Source organism: Shinella sp. R2-11, from assembly GCF_055330205.1.
This window is the reverse complement of record NZ_JBVAPC010000001.1, coordinates 843,984-865,843: the sequence shown is the minus strand read 5'-3', so window position 1 is coordinate 865,843 and position 21,860 is coordinate 843,984. Positions and strand designations below refer to the sequence as shown.

Here is a 21,860-nt window from a genome sequence, read left to right as displayed (position 1 = left end):
AGGCCCGTTTCGGCTCCGGGCGCTTCGCTGCCGGGTAGAAGTTCACGTGGCGGCGACGCGGGCGGCAGAGCTTCCCTCCCCCACCTGCCGCCAAGCTTCACGGACCCCGCGTATCAGCACGACATCCTGCCTCAGCTACACATGATTCAAACGCGCGATGCGTCTCCATTGGCAAGCGCGACCTCGACCAGATAATGACCACGGCGTGTTGTCCGTGACGGATAGAGTTCGGCCATCTTCTGATCGTGCGGGATAAGGACACGGCGTATGTCGTTGCCGACGGTCTTCATGATCTCATCGGTCACCAGCAGCAGCTTGGTGTTGCTGCCGTAGGACAATCCGTTGGCCACGTAGAAGGGATCGTCCGGCGTGCCGCCGTGAATGTTGTCGTGCCGATAGATGAGGTCGCCCGTGTAGATGTAGCAATCCTCGCTCACGGCCTTTCCGTCATTGCGCACGACGACATATTGCGAATAGGCCGTATGCGTATCGGGCGCGACGCGCAGGTCGATGTTCGGCAGGATGTCGTCGGCGTCGCCGTCGATGCCGAGCAGGCGGCCTTCCCGCGCGAGCTGCACGGCTTCCATCATGTCGTTCGGATCGGTTGCGCCCATCAGCCAGCGGAACTTGCGGTCCATGGCCATGATCTTGACCCAGGCCGCTAGCTCCTCCGACTGGATCATGAACGTCGCGTTCGGGAAGAGCGACAGGCCGCCCATGTGGTCGAAATGCGCATGGGTCAAGATGACGTAGTCGATCTCTTCCGGCGTGACGCCGATTTCGCCGAGCACGTCTCTCGGATGCGCCCATTTCTGCACGTTGAACTTTTCGACGAAGGCCTTGCCGTGCGATTCCGCGTTCAGGCCGCAATCGAGCAGGATCGTCTTGCCGTGTCCCTTCAGCAGCGTGTAGGCGTAGGGCAGCACCTGCGTGCCGGCATTGTGGCGGCCGAAGATGAGCGAGCTCGTCGCCGCATCCGGCACTTCTGCGAAATTAAGAATCCAGATTGAATATTCGGCCATGTCGTCCTCCGCTGTTAGCCGGCTTGATGTGCAGGGCACAGCAAGATTGTTGAAAATCGACGGTCTCGAAGCCGGGCATCGCACGCGATGCCGCTTCCATGTCGCGCCAGGCCGAGCGCAGGGACGGCAGCGGGTCTGCCGCCGCGACCAGTCCCGCCAAGCGGCCGTCGATATGGTCCAGCGATGCCGTGAGCTTGCCGAGGGCATCGGTGAGGTGATGATGAAAATGCGCCGCGACCGCCGGCGGCCGGAGCCGCCGATAGGCGGCCTGCGCGCTCTCCAGCCTCGCCCTTGCCGCGAGGCGGCTTTCGACGTCGAGCACATGCCGCGACTTGAGCATTTCCAGCGACATCAGCAGCCCTGCGAGCCGCGTCGCGACCTCGTGCAGGGCGTCGAACACCCGCTGCGCCTCGGTGACATAAAGGCGCGTTGCCTCGCCGTGCCGGTCGGCGGCCGTCATGGCGTGGCCTGCCGGCCGAGAATCATGTCGGCCGCCTTCTCGGCGATCATCAGCGTCGAGGCATTGGTGTTGGCCGAGGGCATGGACGGCATGATCGACGCGTCGCAGACACGCAGGTTCTCGATGCCGTGGAACCTCAGTTCATGATCGACCACGCTGTCTGGCCGATCCCTGGGGCCCATGCGGGCGGTGCCGATCATGTGGTAGACGGTCGTTCCCTTCTCGCGGGCAAAGGCGAGAAGTTCATCATCGCCTTCCAGCTCCGGCTTCGGGGACGTCTCGGCCTCGACATACCTTGCCAGCGGCGGCGCGCGGAACAGCTTGCGCGCGATGCGCATGCCGCCGAGAAGCGCCTTCTGGTCGCGCTCGTCCGTCAGGTAGTTCGGCTGGATCGACGGCGCCTGGAAGACATCGCTGCTCTTGACCCGGACATGGCCGAGGCTTTCCGGCCGCTCCTGCCAGACGCCGAGCGTCAGGCCCGGATGCTTGTCGAGAAGGCCGACAACACCCTCCCGGAAGCTGGCCGGCGCGCAGGCGAATTCGAGGTCCGGCCGGTCGAGCGACGGGTCGGAACGGGTGAAGATGTGGACGAGCGACGGGCTGATGGCGAGCGGGCTCGGCAGCCCGACCAGCCAGCGGGCGACCTGCACGGCAAGCGCCGGCCCCTGGACCTTGGCATTGATCGTCGGCGCCCCATGAATTCTCGACACCATGCGCACCGCATAGTGATCGCGCAGATTGGCGCCGACGCCCTGGATGTCCCGCAGCACCGCGATGCCGGCCGCCCTCAGCACGTCGGCCGGTCCGAGCCCGGAAAGCTGCAGCAGCTTCGGCGTGTTCAGCGCCCCGGCCGTCAGCAGCACCTCGCGGCGGGCGCGGACCGTCCGCGACGTGCCGCCCTGGATATAGCGCACCCCGCGCGCAACGCCGTTCTCGATGACGATCGACGTGCACTGCGCATGGGTACGGATCGAAACGTTCGGCCGGCGCTTCGCCTTGGACAGGAATGCCCTGGCAGCACTGACGCGCTTGCCGCGATGGATCGTGCGCTGGAAGAAGCCGACGCCTTCCTGCGTCGCGCCGTTGTGGTCGGGATTGCGGGGAATGCCGATCGCCACCGCGGCATCGATCAGCGCGTCGCTGACCGGGTTGTGCCAGTCGAGATCCGAGATCGGCAGCTCGCCCTCCGTGCCGCGGTATTTCGGATCCGGGTTTCCGAGCCGCCGCTCGGAGCGCCGGAAATAGGGCAGAATATCCTGGTAGCTCCAGCCCGGATTGCCGGCCGCGGCCCAATTGTCGTAGTCGACCGACTGGCCGCGCACGTAGTTCAGCCCGTTGATCGAACTCGACCCGCCGAGGACGCGGCCCTGCGGCAGCGAGAACGAGCGGTTGTTGACGCCCGGACCGGGCTCCGACTGGAAATTCCAGGTCAGAGTCTTGGAATAGATGTTCTTGATGTAGCCGGCCGGGATGTGGATCAGCGGGTTGATGTCCCGCGGCCCGGCCTCCAGGGTGCAGACGGAATGACCGGCGGCGCTCAGGCGCTCGGTCAGGACGCAGCCCGACGTCCCTGCCCCCACGACGATGTAATCGAAGACGTCTTCGCTATCAGTAACCATGATTTTCCTCCCCGCAGCTTTTGACGAAGCCGCGGCCCCTTTTCAAAAATGATCCGGCGCGAGGCGCCGGGCGATCAGGAAATTCCTCCGAGGCAGACGTATTTCAGCGACAGGAAATCATCGAGACCGTATTTCGAACCCTCGCGCCCGAAGCCCGATTGCTTGACGCCGCCGAAGGGGGCGACCTCGGTCGAGATCAGGCCCGTATTGACGCCGACCATGCCGTATTCGAGCGCCTCGGCCACTTTCCAGACCTGTTTCAGGTCATTGGCGTAGAAATAGGAGGCGAGCCCGAACTCGGTGTCGTTGGCAAGCGCGATCACTTCGCCCACGTCCTCGAAGCGAAAGATCGGCGCGAGCGGTGCGAAGGTCTCCTCGCGCGCGACCTTCATCCCTGATGTCACGCCGGTGACGATCGTCGGCGCAACGAAGGTCCTGCCGAGGGGATGGGGCTGGCCGCCGGTGACGATGCTGGCGCCCTTGGCCACCGCGTCGTCGATATGGTCCTTCAGCTTCACCATGGCCGCCTCGTTGATCAGCGGGCCGAGCTCGGTCGCCTCTTCGAAGCCGTCGCCGACCTTCATCTCCGACACGGCCTTGCCGAAGCGGCGAACGAATTCGTCGTGGATGCCCGACTGGACATAAAGGCGGTTGGCGCAGACGCAGGTCTGGCCGTTGTTGCGGAACTTCGACTGGAGCGCACCCTCGACCGCCGCATCGACATCGGCGTCGTCGAACACGATGAAGGGCGCATTGCCGCCGAGTTCGAGGCTGAGCTTGAGGATTTTCTGCGCGCCCTGCGCCATCAGGATGCGCCCGACTTCCGTCGAACCGGTGAAGGTCAGCTTCTTGATGATCGGGTTGGTGCAGACCTCGGTGCCGAACTCGCGCGCACGTTTGGTCGGCAGCACGCTGAGCAGGCCTTTCGGCAGCCCTGCCCGCTCGGCGAGCGTTGCAAGGGCGAGCGCCGAAAGCGGCGTTTCCGCGGCCGGCTTGAACACCATCGAGCATCCGGCGGCGAGCGCCGGCGCAAACTTGCGCGCCACCATCGCCGAGGGAAAATTCCACGGCGTGATCGCCGCGACGACGCCGACCGGCTGCTTCAGCACGATGATGCGCTTGTCGCGATGATGGCCGGGGATGGTGTCGCCATAGATGCGCTTGGCCTCTTCGCCGAACCATTCGATATAGCCCGCGCCATAAGCCACCTCGCCCATTGCCTCGGCAAAAGGCTTGCCCATTTCGGCGGTCAGGATAGTGGCGAGGTCCTTCTGGTTCGCCATCACGAGATCGTACCAGCGGCGCAGGATTACGGCGCGCTCCTTGCCAGTCGCCAGCGCCCAGAATTTCTGGGCCTTGTCCGCAGCCGTGATCGCGGCACGGATTTCCTCAAGGCCCATGTCCGGCACCTGCGCCAGGACCTCGCCGGTCGAGGGGTTCCTGACGTCGATCGTCTGGCCGTTGGCCGATGTCACCCAATCGCCGGCAAGCAGGGCCTGCTCGCGGACAAGCGTCGGGTCGGAGAGGCGGGAGAGAAGGTATTGCGCTATCATGTCTGCAGGTCTCAGATCTGGTTGCGGATGTGCGGGGCGCGGGCGTAGATCGCCACCATCGGAATGATCAGCAGGCCGACCACGGCCTGCTGCGAGGCAAAGCTCAGGCCGAGGCCGACCAGGATCGAGGTCAGCACGGTCAGGACCAGCACGCCGAGAACGGTGGCGCCATAGCCGCCGGCGCCACCGAGCAGCGACGTGCCGCCGATGACGACCGCCGCGACCGTGGTGAAGAGGTAGGGATCGCCGACGCCGACGAAACCGCCGCCGGAAAAACCGAGCAGCAGCATGCCGGCCGAGACCGAGGCCACGCCTGAAATCGCATGGACGGCGACCCAGAGCTTGCGCTCGGAGATCTGCAGCCGCGCCGCCGCGACACGGCTTCCGCCGAGCGCATAGATGCCGCGGCCGAACCAGGTGCGGTGCATGGCGAGGATCACGACGGCCGCCAGAATGGCCCAGATCAGGATCACCGGGGGCATGGGAATGCCGAGGGTGGTGCCGTTGAAGGCGGCGAGGTTGCGCAGCCAGTCGGGAATGGTGGCGAAGACCGTCCCGGCATAGATGGAGCCGAGCGTCGTATAGATCTGCGTCGCGCCGACCACGGCGAAGCCGACGGCGAGCGACATGATCAGCGCCTGCCCCTGGATCCTGAAGCTCATCAACCCGTTGATCGCGCCGACGAGCGCACCGAGCAGGAGGATCAGCGCGATCGCCACCGCCGGCGGCAGGCCGGACACCAGCAGGCTCGGCAGCAGGATGTTTGCCGAACCGATGACAAAGGGTATCGACAGGTCGAGCGCGCCGAGCAGGGCGCAGAGCGTCTGCCCCAGCGAGGCGATCCCGAGGAACGAGGCGAGCAGCAGGATCGACCGGGCGTTCTGCATCGAGACGAAGCCCGGCACCAGCACGGCACCGGCGACGGCAAGCACGGCCAGGAGGCCGGCGCCGATGGCGAGCGATCTCTGCAGGCGGATGCCGGAGGCGGAGCGGCCCGGGGAAAGCGTCGTGTCGGCGGTCTTTTCCATGTCCTTCCTCATGCCTTGCTCGCGGACGGAGACGTGAAGAGGTTCACCAGAAGAGAACATGCGAGGATCGCTCCGAAGGCCATCTGGGTGACGTAGCCCGACAGCGAGCCGAAATTGAACGTTCCCAGGAGGTAGTTGATGAGGAACATGTTGACCGCGCCGAGAGCCGCGCCGATCGCGCCGCCACGCCCGCCGGAAAGGCTCGCGCCACCCAGCACCAGTGCGGTGACCGCCTGAAGCGTATAGGTCGAGCCCTGGGTCGGATCGCCGGAGGCGATGAGAGCGGTATAGCTCAGCGCCGCCAGGCCCGCGAACATGCCGCCGATGGCAAAGGCGATCAGGCGGACGAGATCGACATTGATGCCGGCCGTGTAGGCCATGCGTTCGTCGGAGCCGACCATGCGCAACTGGCGATGGAAGCCGGTGCGGGTGATCGCGACCCAGGCCGCGAAGGCGACCAGCGCGAGCAGGAAGATCGGCGAGATCACCTGTGCGGCGCTGGCGGCGCCCCAGTTCATGATCCAGTCGGGCGCCACGCCACCCGGCCGCGACATGATCATCAGGTTGACCCCGCTCAGGACCAGATAGCCGGACAGCGAGACGATGATCGGCGCGATGCGGACATAGATGACGATCAGCGCCAGCAGGACCTGCCACAGCGCGCCGGCGAGAAGGGCCCAGCCGATGAACAGAACCGGATGCGTGATGCCCCTGGCAGACAGCCAGGTAATCAGCGTGACGTTGAGGAAGCCGATCAGCGGGCCGATCGACAGGTCCACCGCCCCTCGCCCGGACATGACGATGGGCGTGAGCGCCATGGTCGCGAAGAACAGCGGCGCTGCGACAAGGATGCCGTTGCCGATGCCGGACGGCGTGAACAGGTTCGGCGAGCGGATCGCGGCGATCGCGAGCAGCACGACGACGAGCGTAAGGGGGACGGCAAGCGACCCGAGTTTCTGGAACGTCCTGGTCGCGGTCATTGTGCCACCTCATGTACTGCTTCGAGTTCGACATGGGCCCCTGGCGGCTGCCCGAACATGGCGCCGAGGATTTCCCGCTCTTCGATGTCATCACCGCTCAGCGACCGGAACAGCGACCCGTTGACGAAGACATCGACGCGATGGGCAAAGCCGAAGAATTCCTCGATCTCGCTGGAGAGGTACACGACGGCACCGCCGCTCTCGGCAAAGCGCTGCAATTCCCGGTAAAGGTCGCGCTTGGTGCCGATGTCGACGCCGCGCGCCGGGTCATTGAGCACGATCACCCGCGGCGTGTCGGCGAAGGCCCGGGCGATCAGCACCTTCTGCTGGTTTCCGCCGGACAGCGAGGTGATGCGGTTGCCGGACGAGCCCATGCGGATGGAGAGCCGCCGCGCCTCGTCCTCGAACAAGGAGCGCGCGCGTCCGGCATCGATGGTCCCGAAGGCGCCGAGCTTGCGGCGATAGATGCCGAGGGCGAAATTGTCGAAGATGCTGAGCTGCGGGAAGATGCCCTCGCGCTTGCGGTCCCCCGACACCCAGGAAATATGATTCCGCCAGGCAGCCTCCAGGCCGTCGATGCTTTCCATCCCGCCGTCGCGGCCGCGGCACGAGACATCGCCGGAGGACGGCTGCAAGATCCCGGCGAGAATGCGGGCGAAGTGCTCCTGCCCGTGCCCGTCGAGGCCTGCCAGCCCGACGATGGTTCCGGGCTGCAGCGAAAAGTCGAAAGGCGCCGCCGCTTCGGACATGCGGATGTCCCTGGCGAGGATGATGGGCTGATCATCGGCATTGTCGCGCAGGCGCACGGTCGGCGCGGCGCTCAGCGTGCGGCCGGCCTGCGTCATCATTTCCAGAAGCCGGGCTTCGGTGATCTCCTCGCGCTGAAGCACGCCCACGGCCTTGCCGTCGCGCAGGATCGTGGCGCGGTCGGCAATGCTGACAAGCTCGGCAATGCGGTGCGTCACCAGCAGGATGGTATTGCCCGCATCGCGAAGGCGGGTGATTTCGGCAAACAGCCGCTGGGTCGCCTCAAGGTCGAGCGCGGCGGAGGATTCGTCGAAGATGAGCACGTCCGGCGACCGCAGGATGGCGCGGACGATGACGATCCACTGGCGCACGCTCAGCGGCAGGCCGCCGGCGCGCGCATCGAGATCGACGGCATATCCGACGCAGCGCGTCATGATCTCGCCGGCCTCGCACAGCTTGCGGCTGCGGCTCTTGCCGGTGCCGACCAGCCCTTCGCTGCCGACATAGAGATTGTCGAGGACGCTCGCCTCGTCGGCGATCAGCACTTCCTGGAAGATCGCCGCGATGCCGCGGTCGCGCGCCTGGCGCGGCGTCGAGATGCTGGCGCCGAGCACCTCGCAGTCACCGCTGTCCGGCACCAGGACGCCGGAAATGATCTTCGCCAGCGTGCTCTTGCCGCTGCCGTTCTCCCCGACGATCGCGTGGACTTCGCCCTTGCAGGCTTCGAAGTCGCAATCCGTCAGGGCGCGGGTTTCCCCGAAGCGCTTCGAAACGTTGCGCAAACGGATTGAAATCGTGCCCGCCATGCTTGCTCCAGTTCATCTGTGGCCGCGACAGGACGACCGGGCCTGCCTGAAGGCCCGGTCGCGCGGTCCGGTTACTTCGGGTTGGCGAAGAACTGCGTGGCGACATCCTTCGGCCACCAGGCATCCGCCGTCGGCTGTACCCAGCCGGTGGAGTTGAGGTCGCAGTCCTCCGGCAGCGCCGCCTTCACGTCTTCGATCGTGTAGGGCAGCACCGGGCGCAGCATGGACTGGATCTTCGGCCCCTCACCGCCCAGCGTGCGCAGCATGACATCCCAGACCTGGTCCATTTCGCGGGCCGGCGGCCAGATGTGGAAGGACTTGGAAATCCAATCCGGGTTCTTGCGCCAGTAGCAGGCGGCCGATGCCTCGCCGCCGAGCGTGATCGGCACCATCGGACGGCCGGATTGCAGCATGGCGTTCAGGACGCCGTTTTCCTGCGCGGCCTGGGTCAGGATGCCATCAACCTTGGCCGGGTTGATCGCCAGGAACTTCTGCAGCTCGGTCTGCGCGACCTGATCGGTCCACTTCCCGGCCACTTCGCCGATGATCTTGATATCCGGATAGCCCTCCAGCGCCTTCTTGGCGCCGGAATCGAAGGCGTCGGACGAGGCCGTGCCGGGAACGCCGGAGACGAGGACGACATTGCCCTTGCCGCCCATCTCGTCGGCCAGCCATTTGGCCATGTCGAAGCCGCCCTGCATGTGGTTGGCGGCGACGTTGATCGAATAGGGCGAGGTCGTGTAGCCGGAATAGGCGAAGACCGCGACGCCCTTAGACCAGGCATATTCGATGGTCGGATTGAAGGCCGTGACGTTCGAGCAGCAGATGATGATCGCATCGACATCGTTGTCGATCATCTGGCGCATCTGCTGAATCTGCACGGCGTCCTTGAAGTCGGCCTGCGTGACGACAAGCTCCGACACGAGGCCGGCCTCCTTGGCTGCCGGGGCCAGCTTGTTGACGATCTCGTCGAGAGCCGTGGCCTGCCAGGTATTGCCGGCATAGGTCGAGGCATAGCCGATCTTCCACGGCGGGCCCTTCTTGGCCTTGAAGTTCGCCAACGGCGATGCGCCGACCGGGATCTGGCTGTCGACCATGCTGTAGACGCTGCGGATATTCTCCGGCAGCGTATCAAGGCCATCCGCCTGCGCGCTGGCAGCCGTCATCATTGCCGCGACGGACACCGCCGCAGCCAGGGATTTCATCTTCATGTTACTTTCTCCTCCTCTAGAACCCTTTATGTCCTGGACTGAACCTCTTCCAGGATCGGCAGCAGATATTCGCGGAACTTCGTGTAGTCCTCGGTGACGGGGAAATGGCCGAGATCCTTCATCGCCCAGAACTTCGAGCCCTTCACCAGCTTGGCGAGCGCTTCGGTCTCCTTCGGCGATGTATTGGGGTCGTATTCGCCCGTCAGCATGTAGAGCATGCATTTCGACGTATCGATCGCACGCGCCTCGTCGTCGGACATGTTGTGATCGTAATAGTAGTAATAAAGGTCACCGGCGAAGATGCCGGGGCCGCCGCAACTGTATTCCCACTGTATCTCGCGGACGTTCTTCTCCGGCGAATAGGGCGAGATGTTCAGCATCATCGCGGCGCCGATCGACGTGCGGTTGACGTTCGGGTTGTCGAATTCCTTGCGGATGCCGGCCATCCCGACGTCAACATATTCGACGGCCGAGCGTAGCGCGCCTTCCACGGCAATCGTGGCGCGGTAGCGATCCGGGTGACTGGAGGCGATATCCACCGCTAGGTGCCCGCCCATCGAGCTTCCCATGTAGACGGGCCGGTCGAGCCCGAGGGCATCGGACAAAGCGTTCGGGAACGCCATCATCCGGCTCTTGGTCATGTTGTATTCCTGCTCCCACCAGTTGACGCCGTAGGGCGGCAGGGACTTACCGTGATAGGGAAGATCGAAGGCGATGACGCGGAAGCGCGAGGTGACCGCCTCGTCGCAGAGCAGATGGCGGTACTGGCGGCCGTCGGAGCCCGCCGTGTGACCGACGATTAGCGGAATGCCGGAGCCGGCTTCCTCGTAGTATACGCGGTATTCGATGCCCTCGACGGTGAGATAGACGTAGCGTCCCGTAATCGGATCGTGCCGGGTCATGATCAGGCCTTCCCGTTGTAAAGCTGGCGCAGCAGCGTCGTCATGCGGTTGAGTGCGGGCAGATAGGCGAAGGTCTCGTTGGCGACGTTGATCCTCATGCCGTGCTTGACGGCGGCCGACTGGATGCACTGGTAGAAGGGACGCGGCTTCCACTGCAGAAGCTCATGCCACTGGTCGGCGCCTCCGCCGACGATGATGGTGGCTTCCGCATCCGGCACGAGCGTGCCGTCGGTGATGCCGGCGAGCGCGCCATTGGCGAAGCTCAACGCCCACGACTGGGTGCCGAAATCAAGGCGGATAACGCCGGTCAGGTAGCGGGTTTCGCGGGTGAACTCGAAGTCGCCGCGCGCGATTTCGGCGAATGCCGATCTGTCGATTTTCTTCATGATGGTCTCCTCCCTCTTCACTTACTCGCTCAGCTCGTCGAGAACCTGCTGGGCGCTTCTGAAGCTGTCGATCGCTGCCGGCACGCCGCAGTAGATGGCGACCTGAAGGAAGATTTCGGTGATCTCATCGCGGCTGAGCCCGTTGTTCAGCGCGCCCCGGACATGGGTGCGAAGCTCGTGCTGGCGGTTGAGGGCCGAGATCATGCCGAGGTTAAGGATCGATCGCTCGCGGCGGCCGAGGCCCGGGCGATTCCATATCTCGTCCCAGCAATATTCGGTGACCAGCTTCTGCATCGGCCAGCTGAAGGCGGTGGCCTTGTCCAGGGAGGCATCCACGTAGGAATCTCCCAGCACCTCGCGCCGCGTCTTCAGACCGCGGTCGAACGCTTCGCTGCGTTCGCGCGCGCCTTCCCCTTCGAAGTGGCGATCATCGCCCGCCCCGTTTGGCATGCCTGTTCCTCCGTTTAGGTGTTTTCCGGCTGGCCGAAGCTAGCCGACCTGCCTTTTGAGATAATCGTAGAAGCGAGTGTGATCGACGGCGCCGCCGAGCGTGCGCGCCGCATCGTCCCAGAGATCCGCGGTCTGCGTCAGCCCCTGCTGACTGAGCCCGAGAGAAACCGAAAGATTGGCCGCGGTGCGGATGTCCTTCGCCATCAGCCCGAGCGCAAAGCCCGAACCGAAGGTGCCGGAGAGGATGAACTGGTTCATCTTGACCTCCGTGGCGTTGTTCTTTCCGCTGGATGCGTTGAGCACCTCGACGACCTTCGCCTCGTCCAGCCCGAAGGCATTGCCCAGCAGGACGGCCTCGACGGCGGCGATCACGCCGGCACCAGAAACGTAGTTGTTGATCGCCTTCATCGCATGGCCGGCACCGACCGGACCGCAATGGAAGATTTTGGCCGACATGGCCGCGAGCACCGGCCTGGCGGCAAGGAAATCGGCGTCCGCGCCACCCGCCATGACCGCAAGCGTGCCATCGACGGCGCGCTTGACGCCGCCGGATACCGGAGCATCCACCACGCGAAGATGACCGGATACGGCCTCCGCCAACGATCGCGTTTCTTCCGGCGCGGAAGAACTCATTTCAAGAATGAGCGCGCCATTGGGAGCTCGAAGGTAAGCCTCCCCCTCGACGAGGACATTGCGAACGACCTTGCCATTGGACAGCATCGTGATGATGACGTCGCTGCCTACTATGGCATCGGCGGCGCTCTTCGCGGCCTGCCCACCTTCGTTTACGAGTTTCTGCAAGGCCTCGGGAGACAGATCGAAGCCGGCAACCTCGTAGCCGGCCTTCAGCAGATTGGTTGCCATAGGCAAACCCATCTGCCCAAGCCCGATAAAGGCGATACGCGTTGCCGTCTGCATCAAAACCAGTCCTCCCGATTGCTGGAGCTGTGATTAGCAGATTGTCTGACAAACTGTCAAAGAAAAATGTTGCCGATATCTCTTTTTTCTAAGGCCCCCGCGATGAGACCGATTGGCACAAGTACCATAAAACACCCTGTTGCAGATAAATTATATCAAAAAAACAATACTATATGGATTTTTAGTGTTTCTCGTAATATGGACGCTTTAAAACCTCATACCCGTGACAGCCTTGCACGACCCAGCGACTCGGATTAGCTTTAAATCAGACAATCGTACCGTTCCCTTGAATTCAATCGGCAACGCTGCTTAGTATGGGGCGACAACGATACAGGACTGACAATGGCAGATTCGGAACTGCAGATTGCACGACAGAGCGCGTCACTGCGGATACAGGTGGAAGACAGGATCAGGCAGGCCATCGCCAATGGCCGTTTCAAGCCTGGCCAAAGGCTCGTCGAACGCGAGCTCTGTGAAATGATCGGCGTGGGACGGACCTCCGTTCGCGAGGCGCTGAGGCAACTCGAGGCGGAGGGGCTGATCACCAGCTACCCGCACAAGGGCCCCGTCGTCAGCACCATCACCTATGACGAGGCGGCGCAGCTATATACCGTGCGCGCACTGCTGGAGAGCTTTGCAGGTCAGCAATTTGCCGAGAACGGCACCCATGAGGACATGGCCACACTGCAGGCGGCGGTCACCGAGTTCGAGGCTGCGGCCGAAAGCGGTGTCGGAAGCCGGCTGATCGAAGCGAAGAATGCCTTCTACGACTGTCTGATGGACGGCAGCAAGAATGTGTTCGTCCGCCAGATGCTGACGTCCCTGCACAATCGGATCAACCTGCTGCGTATGACCTCCATGACCCAGCCGGGCCGCCTTCGCCACAGCATTGCCGAGATCAAGGAAATCGCCGACGCGATCAGCCAACGAAACGGCCCGCGCGCTGCAGCCGCCTGCAAACACCATATCGACATGGCCGCCAAGGTCGCGCTTGCCTATCTGCGCGAAAATCCACCCGCAGATCCGGCATGAAAGACATTGTCTGATTATCTGAAAATGCAACCCACCTTCACGGACAATTAGCTGCATAGCCTCACACTGGCAGTCCATTTTCCCGACGAGGCGGGAATCCGGGCCAAGGCTACGGCGCGCAAGGCCTTTCTACATGCGCTTGACGCAAGTTGTCCGGCTCATCTCTCAAGCATATTTCAGATGTGGCATGGGCTGGATCGACGGCAATCCGCAGAAGGGCGCTTTTGTCTGGAGATACCTCGCGCAGCTCGTGCTGCTTGCGATCACGCGCTGGTTCTCGCAAGACCCGTGTGAGCCTTGCGAGTTTTGTGGACGCGGGCGATAGGCCCTGGATCAAGCTAGTCGAACCCCATGCCCCCGTGACGGGACAGAGAGTGTGGCGTGGCTTCTTGCATCGTACCGGCCGGCCGGATCACCTCCCTCAACCGCCATAGGGCATGAGGCCGACGGGCGATGTGCCGGAATAGTTGGCATAGACGGTCTTCTTGCGCAGGAAGGCTTCGAGGCCATGGACGCCGTCGTCGCCGCCCAGCCCGCTGTTGCGGTAGCCATTGTGGAAGCCCTGCAGCGATTCCGGACCGACGCGGTTGATATAGACCTCGCCGAAATTCACGTCGTTGACGGCGCGCATGATCCTGCTGAAATCGTTGGTGAAGAGATAGGCCGACAGGCCGTAGCGGCTGTCGTTGGCGACGGCCAGCGCCTCTTCGAAATCGGCGACCTTCATGATCGGCACGACCGGGCCGAAGATCTCGTCGCGCATGATCGGCATGGCCGGCTCGACGCCGGTCAGCACCGTGGGCGTCAGCCAATAGCCGCCGGCCACGGGCGGCGTGTCCGGGCGGCCACCCTTCAGCACGGCCTCGGCGCCCGCGCCGATCGCCTCTTCCACGATGCGCTCGACCTTCTCCAGCTCCCGCGCGGAAACCTTCGGGCCGAGATCCGTCTGCTCGGATAGCGGATCGCCGAGGCGCAGCGAACGGCTCGCGGCGACGAACTTCTCCACGAACTGGTCGTAGACGCGGTGGTGCACCAGCGTGCGCTCGTTGCAGATGCAGACCTGGCCGCAATTCATGTAGCGCGAGGTGACGGCGGAGCGGACGGCAAGATCGATATCGGCATCGTCCATGACGATGAAGGGGGCCTTGCCGCCGAGTTCCAGCGACACGGGCACGAGATTGGCCGAGGCAGTCGCCATGATGCGCTTGCCGGTCGGCACGCTGCCGGTCATGGTGATGAGGTTGACATCGGGGTGCGAGGTCAGCGCCTCGCCAATCTCCGCGCCGCTGCCCGTGACGATGTTGACGACGCCCGCCGGCACGCCGGCCTTCTCGAACAGGCCCGCCATGTAGAGCGCCGAGAGCGGCGTCTCCTCATGCGGCTTCAGGACGATGGTGTTGCCCGCGATCATCGACGGGGCGACCTTGCGGCTGACAAGCGCTGCCGGATAGTTCCACGGGATGATCGCCGCGACGACGCCGACCGGCACGCGCTGGATCCAGATCTGCTCGCCGCGCGCATCCGAGGGCAGTATCTCGCCCTGGATGCGGCGGGCGAATTCCGCATAGTAGGAGAAGAAGCCAGCCGCGCCGCCAATCTCGCCGCGCGCCTCCAGGATGGGCTTGCCCTGCTCCTGCACGACGATGCGCGCCAGTTCCTCGGCATTCTCGGTGATCAGCGCGGCGATGCGCTGCATGATCGCCGCCCTTTCGAGCGGGGCCATCGCCGCCCAGGCGGGCTGGGCCTTGCGCGCGGCGGCCAGCGCCTCATGGGCCTGCTCCCGGCTCGCTTCGCCGACCACGGCGAGCACCTTGCCATTGGTCGGGTTGAAGACCTCGCGGGAACCGCCGCGGCCCTCGACCCGGCGCCCGTCGATCAGCATCGTGTTCGGATTGTCACTCATTGCATTCTCCCTGGAACTGGTGTCGCTCATGCGACGGCTTGGCGGGTAGCCGGGCGGGCGAGGTCGAGCGCGTAGTCGATCGCCTCCAGCAGGCTACTCGCCTGCGCCTTGCCCGTGCCGGCGATGTCGAAGGCCGTGCCGTGATCCACCGAGGTGCGGATGATCGGAAGGCCGAGCGTGACGTTGACGCCGCTCAGCGCCGTCCACTGGCCAGTCGCCGTGTCGACGCCGAAGCCGAGCAGCTTGACCGGGATATGCCCCTGGTCGTGATACATGGCGACGACGGCGTCGTACTGGCCGGCGCGCAGCTTGACGAAGACCGTGTCGCCCGGCACCGGCCCCTCCACCTTCAGGCCGCGCGCCCGGTACTCCTCCACCAGCGGCGCGGTGATGTCGATGTCGTGCCGGCCGAAGATGCCGCCCTCGCCGGCATGGGGATTGAGCGCGGCGACGGCGATGCGCGGCTCTGCGATGCCGAGCGCCCGCAACGTTTGATGCGTGAGATCGATGACCCGGCCGATGCGCTGCGGCGTCGCCTTCTTCGGCACGTCCTCCAATGCGCAATGGGTGGAGACATGGGTGACGCGGAAATTGCCGTGCGCCAGCATCATCACGCTGTCGCGGACGCCGGTGAGGTCGGCGAGAAGCTCAGTATGGCCGGCATAGTCGTGGCCGGCGAGATGCAGCGCCTCCTTGCTGAGCGGGGCGGTGACGATGGCGGTGACGGTGCCGGCAAGCGCCTGCTCGACGGCGATGCGCACCGCCTCATAGGCCTGCTGGCCGCATTCGGCGCTGACGCGGCCGATCTCGACGGGATGGGAAAGCGGCGTCGTGGGCAGGATTGCCGCCGGCGGGGCATCCGCGATTCCGTCCACGGAGATGACCGGCGGCGCGGTCGCGCCGAGGCGGCGGGCGGTCTCCTGCAGCGTGCCCGCGTCGCCGACCAAAAGCAGCCGCAGATCGCCCTGCTCCAGCCGGCCGGCGAAGGCATCCAGCGCCTTGATGCATATCTCCGGGCCGATGCCGGCAGGATCGCCGACCGTGACGGCTATGGTTCTTCTGTCCATTGTGTCTCTCACTTGATTATCAGGATCTTCGAGCGGTCGATCGTCAGGAAAACGGCGGCGATCAGCACCGCGCCCTTGATGATGTTCTGCAGGTAGGGGTCCATGCCGATCATGTTCATGCCGTTGGACAGGATCGCGATGATCATCACGCCCAGCACCGTGCCGCGGATACGGCCGATGCCGCCGGTAAGCGGCGTGCCGCCGACGACCACCGCCGCGATCACGTCGAGCTCCAGGCCCTGGGCGAGCTGCGCCGTCGCGGCCATGGTGCGCGCGGCCTGCAACAGGCCGGCAAGGCCGCAGAGCGTGCCGCACAGAACGAAGACGCCGAGCTTCACCCGGTTGACGGGGATGCCGCTCAGGAGCGCCACCCGCTCGCCGCCGCCGACGGCGCGCACCTCGCGGCCGAAGACCGTATGGTTGAAGACGATTGCCACCACGGCGAGCGCGGCAAGCGCGATCAGCACGGAATGGGGAAGGCCGAAGCTGCGCGACGCATAGACCTGCAGGAAGCCGGGATCGGAGATCGAGACCGGCGCGCCACGCGTATAGAGCAGCACGACGCCGCGATAGATCACCAGCGTTCCGAGCGTGACGATGAAGGAGGGGATCTTGCCATAGGCGAAGAGCGCGCCGTTGAGGAGCCCGCAGGCAAAGCCCACCAGCACTGCCGGCACGATGGCGAAGGCCCCCATGCTGCCCGAGGCGGCGGCAGCCGCAAGGGCGCTCAGCGCGACGGTGGAACCGACCGACAGGTCGATGGAGCCGTTGACGATGACGAAGGTCATCGCCAGCGCCGCCACCAGCAGCACCGTGCTCTGCTGCAGCACGATGAGGCCGTTGCCGACAGTGAGGAAACGGTCGGACAGCAGGGCGAAGATGACGCAGAGCGCGGCAAGCAGCAGGATGGGAAACAGGTCCCGGATGCCGGGCAGGCGCCTTGCGCCCGCGGATGCCACGACCGGGGTTTTTGCTACATCATCCACTTTACAACCTCCTCCTCAGAGGGCCTTGCGCCGGGCGCGAAGCGATGCGAGATCGCCCCCCGGCGCGTGACAATGATCTCGTCGGCCACGCCGATCAGCTCGGCGAGGTCTTCCGTCACCATGAGGATCGTCATGCCCTCGCCGGTAAGCTCGCGCATGAGGCGGTAGATCTCCGCCTTGGCGCCGACATCCACGCCGCGCGTGGGATTGTTGAGCAGCAGCATGCGCGGCCGGGTGGCGAGGCACTTGCCGAGCACGACCTTCTGCATGTTGCCGCCGGAAAGCGACGAGGTCGCCGCGTCGCGGGCCGCCGTCTTGATGCGCAGCCGGGCGATCATCTCGTCGGCCACGCGGCGTCCCGCGGTCCGGTCGACCAGACCGCCCGCCGTCCTTGGGCGCACCGCCATCGTCAGGTTCTCCTCGATGGGGAATTCCGGGATCAGGCCCTCGCCGGTGCGGTCGCCCGGCACATAGGCGATGCCCTGCCGCCAGGCGTCGCGCGGATCACCCGGGCGGAACGGCTGCCCGCCGAAGCGCATGGTCCCCGACAGGACCGGCTCGGCGCCCATGACCGCCGCCAGCATGGCATCGCCGCCCGAGCCCTTGAGGCCGCCGATGCCGACGATCCGCCCGGCCGGCACCGCAAGGGAAACCGGGCCGAGGCCGGAGCGCGTGACGACCTCCTCGAAAGCCAGTTCGGCAAACGCCTCCCCTTGCGCCGGCGCGGAGGCGGGCGGGAAGATACCGCCGTCGAATTCGCGCCCGACCATCAGCTCGTGCAGGCGGCTCTCGCTCATTCCGGCCGCCTCGAAGCTGCCGACGAGCGCACCGTCCTTGAGCACGACCAGCCGGTCGGAAATGTCGAAGACCTCGTTGAGGTGATGGGAGACGAAGGCGACGCCGTGGTCCTGCTCCCGCAGGTTGCGGATGACCGCCAGCAGCCGGTGCGCCTCGCGGTTGTTGAGGAAAGCCGTCGATTCGTCGAAGAAGACGAAGCGCGGATTCGCGGCGAGCGCGCGCGCCACTTCGATTATCTTCAACTGGCCGAGATCGAGGCTGTCGATGTCGGCCAAGACGGAAATGCCGGAGTCCAGCCGGTCGAGGATCGCCTGCGCATCCGCCTTCAGGCACTTCCAGTCGATGAGACCAAAGCGGCGGTAGGTGCGAAGCCGGTCGAGCATGACGTTCTCGGCGACGGTGAGCGAACGGTTGACGTTGAGTTCCTGGAAGACCAGTGCCACGCCCCGGGCTTCCGCCTCGGCAAGGCTCTTCGGCGCGTAGGACGCGCCCTCCAGGGTGACGGTTCCCGTATCCCAGGGAAAGACGGCAGCGAGTGCCTTGAGCAGGGTCGACTTTCCCGCGCCGTTCTCACCGACGAGCGAGACCACCTCGCCGCGGCTGAAATCGACGGAGACGCCCGAAAGGGCCCTGGAAGCACCGAAACTCTTGGAAATGTCGCGGGCGGATAGCATGAAGCCTCCCGGCCGGCCGAAGCGGGAGGAGAGCGCGCGGGCGCCCTCCTCCCCGGCGGGCTTTACTTGCTGTACTTCATCTCGAAGACCGCGCTCTCGGCATCCTTGTTATAGGTCTGCGAGTGCGCCTTGAAGTCGTAGACGGGAACACCGCCCGGGAAATCGGCCTTGAACTGGGCCACGCGGTCCTGCGTCAGCGGCAGGAGTTCGAGCTTGATGTTCGCCTTATCGGCCGGAACCTTGTGATCGTTCAGGAAGTCGTACATCGTCACCAGCGCGAAGCCGCCCTGAAGCCAATGGCCGCCGATGTCGAAGAGAAGCTGGCCAGCCTCCACCGCATCGATATTCTCGGGGTTGAGGTCCATGCCGACGACGATGATGTCCTTGCCGGGCACCTTGCCCGCGCCGGTGATGGCCGCCATGACGCCCGTTGCCGTGCCGCCGTTCGCGGCCCAGACGCCCTGGACGTTGGGATTGCCCTGCCAGAGGCTTTCGAACACCGTCTGCGAGGTGTCGCGCACGAAATTGCCGTCGACCTCGCCGACGACCGTCACTTCCGGATGGGCGTCGAGCGCATCCTGCAGGCCGGCCCGGCGGTCGATGGCGACGGACGTGCCGGCCGTGCCGTTGACGACGGCGATGTATTTCTTGCCGTCGGCGGCCGGCTCAAGCGCGGCGAAGAGCGCCTCGGCCATCTGCTTGCCGGCATCGCGGTCGCTCGGGCCGATGAAGGCGATATAGTTCGGGAACTGCTCCGACTGCGGCGCGAAATCGGCATAGGTATCGGTCAGGATGACCGGGATGTTGCTCTGGGCGGCAAGCGTCAGGCCGGGCACGGCCGTCGCCCAGTAGGGCGTGAAGATGATGCCGTCGACGCCCTGCGCCACCAGGTCTTCCAGGCTCTTGATCATCTGGTCGGGCTTGTTGTCGGCATTGAGCACGACGAGGTCGACGCCAAGTTCGCCCGCACCCTTCTTCATGAAGTCGACATAGGAATTCCAGAACTGCGCGTCCAGCGTCGGCACGACCACGCCGATTGTCGGCTCGTCCGCGGCCTGGGCCGGCGCGACGACGGCTGCGGCCGCCAGCATCAGGCCAGCCGCCATCGACTTGAGAAACGATCTCATACTCTCTCCTCCACCTTGATCTCCCTGACGGAATCTGGCGTGCGCCGATACCGGCATCATGCCCTTCCGCCCTCAATATGCACCCAAAAGCTATCAAGTTTTTTCAGTCCGGCAAGCTCTATTTGACATCTTTTGGATTCTTTCTGGAATTTTTTGGAATATCTTGACGAGGCGGGGCATCACTCCCTACCCTCGCGGCAACAAGGAGGATTCCCGCCGCATGCTGCCCGCCAAACGACGTGCCCGTATCATCGAGCTGCTGCGCACCGAGCATGCGGCATCGCTGCGCGACATGGCCGAGACGCTCGCCATCTCGCTTTCCACCCTGCGCCGCGACGTCGAATATCTGTGCGAGACCGGCCTCTTGCAGCGCACGCACGGCGGCGCGCTGCTGGAGCCCGCCGCGCTGAAGATGCTGGAGCCCTCGCCGGAGATCGCCTCGGCCATCGCCAGCGCCGAGAAGCAGGCCATCGGCCGCCGCGCCGCCGCCATGATCCAGCCCGGCCAGACGGTGATCTTCGACAGCGGCACCACGACGGCCGCCGCCGCCGCATCCGCGCGCGAGCGCAACGTGCCCTTCACCGCCGTCACAAACGATCTCGCCATCGGCTCGATGCTGTCCGGCAACGCCGCCATTCATACGACCGTCACGGGCGGCTATGTTCGGCCCGGCTCCTCGACGCTGCTCGGGGCCGGCGCGATGCAGACGCTGTCGCGGCTGCGCGCCGACATCGCCTTCATCGGCACGCATGCGCTGACCGGCGAGACCCTTTCCGATACGTCGATCGAGCTGGCGGAGATCAAGAGCACGATCCTGCGCGCCGCCGACCGCATCGTGCTGCTCGCCGACAGCGGCAAGTTCTTCAGCACCTCGTTCTGCACCTTCGGCCGGCTGGTCGACGTCCATCTCGTCATAACCGACGACAAGCTGCCGCCCGAGCATGCCGCCGTCATCCGCGCGCTCGGCGTTCCGGTCGAGACCGTCGAAAGCGCGCCGGCCGGTCTCAGGGGCGTGGCGTGAGCCGTCTGCGGCTCATTGCCGATGATCTCACCGGCGCGCTCGACAGCGGCTGCGCCTTCGCGGGCGCGGACACCCCGGTGCGGATCGCCGTTCCCGGCCGGCCGCTGCCGGCGGGAGAGCGGGTCGCCGTCAGCACGGAATCACGCGACATGGAGGAAGCGCAGGCGGTGGCGGCCGTCGCGGCCGCGGTGCGCGCCTTCGGCGCGGAGAGCCCGGACACCCTGTGGTTCAAGAAGATCGACAGCGTGATGCGCGGCCATCCCTTCGCCGAAACCCGGGCGGCGTTCGAAGCCGGCGGTTTTTCCGCCTGCGTCTTCGCTCCCGCCTATCCCGAAATGGGACGCATCACCCGCGACGGCCGGCAATACAGGGTCGACGGCGCGGGCGAGCCCGTATCCGCAGGGCCGGATTTCCGGCAGGCCTTTGGCCCGCTCGGCCCCACACTCACCATCATCGACGCCGAGCGGCAGGAAACGTTGCGCGCGCATGTGGCCCGCCTGCGGCTGGCACGCGCGGCCGAGCGGACGTTGTGGGTCGGCGCGGGCGGGCTTGCCGCGGCCCTTGCGGGCGCACGCGTGCCGGCCCCGTTTCCCCCGCTGCGCGGCGTGATCGTCGGCACTCGCCATCCCGTCACGCGCATGCAGGTCGAGCGCGCAATCGCGGACGGCACGGTTGCCGAAGCCCCGGCCGGCGAAGGCGTCGCCCGGCTGCTCGCGCCGGCCTTCACCGCCGCCAGCGCCGCCGAGACGCATGCCCTGCTGCGCCGGCACCTGCATGAGATCGACCTCGGCGCCGCGGACGCAGCGTCGCTCCTCGTCACCGGCGGCGATACGCTTTCGGTCGTCCTCGACGCAACGGGGGCGGAGGTTCTGGACTGCATCGGCGAGGCGGCGACCGGTGTTCCGGTCTCGCGCATCCGGGGCGGACGCGGGGATGGCGTCACCATCCTGTCGAAGTCCGGCGGCTTTGGCGATACGGATCTTCTCTCCCGGCTGGCGGCGCGGCGCGGGGAGGCATAGGCGGGGCAACCCTGCCGACGGGAACCGGCCCTCAGCCGGCATCGAGCGCAAGAGGCGGGCCTTTGCTCGCGTCTTGCGGCCGGATATCTATGCCCTTAATGTTCGGACGACGATCTGTTATGGTCGAATCGCGGCGCCAGCGCCGTTTACG

General features: G+C 65.3%; 20 protein-coding genes. 3 read left to right on the top strand and 17 right to left on the bottom strand.

The window, feature by feature from the left end:
- Positions 1–146: 146 nt before the first annotated feature.
- The 12 genes from ACZ1A1_RS04055 to ACZ1A1_RS04000 all read right to left on the bottom strand — a co-directional run bounded on the left by ACZ1A1_RS04055 (position 147) and on the right by ACZ1A1_RS04000 (position 12,082).
- Positions 147–1,022, bottom strand: a complete 876-nt coding sequence (locus ACZ1A1_RS04055; RefSeq protein ID WP_463618874.1) for an N-acyl homoserine lactonase family protein — start codon at positions 1,020–1,022, stop codon at positions 147–149.
- Positions 994–1,482, bottom strand: coding sequence for a hypothetical protein (locus ACZ1A1_RS04050; RefSeq protein WP_463618873.1), 489 nt, complete (start codon positions 1,480–1,482; stop codon positions 994–996). The genes ACZ1A1_RS04055 and ACZ1A1_RS04050 overlap by 29 nt, the downstream gene beginning before the upstream one ends.
- Positions 1,479–3,101: a GMC family oxidoreductase gene (locus ACZ1A1_RS04045; RefSeq protein ID WP_463618872.1), complete on the bottom strand. Its 1,623-nt coding sequence runs from the start codon at positions 3,099–3,101 to the stop codon at positions 1,479–1,481. The genes ACZ1A1_RS04050 and ACZ1A1_RS04045 overlap by 4 nt, the downstream gene beginning before the upstream one ends.
- Positions 3,102–3,175: 74 nt before the next feature.
- The gene (locus ACZ1A1_RS04040; protein ID WP_463618871.1) at positions 3,176–4,654 is read right to left on the bottom strand and encodes an NAD-dependent succinate-semialdehyde dehydrogenase; all 1,479 of its coding nucleotides are present in this window, start codon (positions 4,652–4,654) and stop codon (positions 3,176–3,178) included.
- Positions 4,655–4,665: 11 nt separating this feature from the next.
- Complete coding sequence (locus tag ACZ1A1_RS04035) at positions 4,666–5,682, bottom strand: ABC transporter permease (protein WP_463618870.1); 1,017 nt, start codon at positions 5,680–5,682, stop codon at positions 4,666–4,668.
- 8 nt (positions 5,683–5,690) lie between these two features.
- A complete protein-coding gene (locus ACZ1A1_RS04030) occupies positions 5,691–6,662 on the bottom strand; it encodes an ABC transporter permease (RefSeq protein ID WP_463618869.1) in 972 nt (323 codons plus the stop codon).
- Positions 6,659–8,215, bottom strand: a complete 1,557-nt coding sequence (locus ACZ1A1_RS04025) for a sugar ABC transporter ATP-binding protein (RefSeq protein ID WP_463618868.1) — start codon at positions 8,213–8,215, stop codon at positions 6,659–6,661. Before ACZ1A1_RS04025 ends, ACZ1A1_RS04030 begins: the two co-directional genes overlap by 4 nt.
- 71 nt (positions 8,216–8,286) lie before the next feature.
- Complete coding sequence (locus ACZ1A1_RS04020; RefSeq protein ID WP_463618954.1) at positions 8,287–9,420, bottom strand: ABC transporter substrate-binding protein; 1,134 nt, start codon at positions 9,418–9,420, stop codon at positions 8,287–8,289.
- A gap of 32 nt (positions 9,421–9,452) precedes the next feature.
- Positions 9,453–10,328: an alpha/beta fold hydrolase gene (locus ACZ1A1_RS04015; RefSeq protein ID WP_463618867.1), complete on the bottom strand. Its 876-nt coding sequence runs from the start codon at positions 10,326–10,328 to the stop codon at positions 9,453–9,455.
- A 2-nt stretch (positions 10,329–10,330) separates the two neighbouring features.
- Complete coding sequence (locus ACZ1A1_RS04010; protein ID WP_463618866.1) at positions 10,331–10,714, bottom strand: hypothetical protein; 384 nt, start codon at positions 10,712–10,714, stop codon at positions 10,331–10,333.
- 21 nt (positions 10,715–10,735) lie between these two features.
- Positions 10,736–11,164: a carboxymuconolactone decarboxylase family protein gene (locus tag ACZ1A1_RS04005; protein ID WP_203320109.1), complete on the bottom strand. Its 429-nt coding sequence runs from the start codon at positions 11,162–11,164 to the stop codon at positions 10,736–10,738.
- Between the two features lie 39 nt (positions 11,165–11,203).
- A complete protein-coding gene (locus ACZ1A1_RS04000) occupies positions 11,204–12,082 on the bottom strand; it encodes an NAD(P)-dependent oxidoreductase (protein ID WP_463618865.1) in 879 nt (292 codons plus the stop codon).
- A 342-nt stretch (positions 12,083–12,424) separates the two neighbouring features.
- Between ACZ1A1_RS04000 and ACZ1A1_RS03995 the strand changes: the two genes are divergently transcribed.
- Positions 12,425–13,114, top strand: a complete 690-nt coding sequence (locus ACZ1A1_RS03995) for a GntR family transcriptional regulator (RefSeq protein WP_463618864.1) — start codon at positions 12,425–12,427, stop codon at positions 13,112–13,114.
- A 421-nt stretch (positions 13,115–13,535) separates the two neighbouring features.
- Here ACZ1A1_RS03995 and aldA read toward each other — a convergent pair whose 3' ends face one another.
- The 5 genes from aldA to ACZ1A1_RS03970 form a co-directional block, all read right to left on the bottom strand.
- Complete coding sequence (aldA, locus tag ACZ1A1_RS03990; protein ID WP_463618863.1) at positions 13,536–15,017, bottom strand: aldehyde dehydrogenase; 1,482 nt, start codon at positions 15,015–15,017, stop codon at positions 13,536–13,538.
- A gap of 26 nt (positions 15,018–15,043) precedes the next feature.
- Complete coding sequence (pdxA, locus tag ACZ1A1_RS03985) at positions 15,044–16,084, bottom strand: 4-hydroxythreonine-4-phosphate dehydrogenase PdxA (RefSeq protein ID WP_463618862.1); 1,041 nt, start codon at positions 16,082–16,084, stop codon at positions 15,044–15,046.
- Between the two features lie 8 nt (positions 16,085–16,092).
- Positions 16,093–17,070 (bottom strand): ABC transporter permease, encoded by a 978-nt coding sequence (locus ACZ1A1_RS03980; RefSeq protein WP_463618861.1) that lies wholly within the window; start codon positions 17,068–17,070, stop codon positions 16,093–16,095.
- Positions 17,058–18,542, bottom strand: coding sequence for a sugar ABC transporter ATP-binding protein (locus ACZ1A1_RS03975; RefSeq protein WP_463618860.1), 1,485 nt, complete (start codon positions 18,540–18,542; stop codon positions 17,058–17,060). The genes ACZ1A1_RS03980 and ACZ1A1_RS03975 overlap by 13 nt, the downstream gene beginning before the upstream one ends.
- A gap of 62 nt (positions 18,543–18,604) precedes the next feature.
- Complete coding sequence (locus ACZ1A1_RS03970; protein ID WP_203316820.1) at positions 18,605–19,669, bottom strand: ABC transporter substrate-binding protein; 1,065 nt, start codon at positions 19,667–19,669, stop codon at positions 18,605–18,607.
- A gap of 220 nt (positions 19,670–19,889) precedes the next feature.
- Here ACZ1A1_RS03970 and ACZ1A1_RS03965 point away from each other — a divergent pair, with 220 nt between their 5' ends.
- Positions 19,890–20,690: a DeoR/GlpR family DNA-binding transcription regulator gene (locus tag ACZ1A1_RS03965; protein WP_203316821.1), complete on the top strand. Its 801-nt coding sequence runs from the start codon at positions 19,890–19,892 to the stop codon at positions 20,688–20,690.
- Positions 20,687–21,709: a four-carbon acid sugar kinase family protein gene (locus ACZ1A1_RS03960; RefSeq protein WP_463618859.1), complete on the top strand. Its 1,023-nt coding sequence runs from the start codon at positions 20,687–20,689 to the stop codon at positions 21,707–21,709. The genes ACZ1A1_RS03965 and ACZ1A1_RS03960 overlap by 4 nt, the downstream gene beginning before the upstream one ends.
- Positions 21,710–21,860 lie beyond the last annotated feature (151 nt).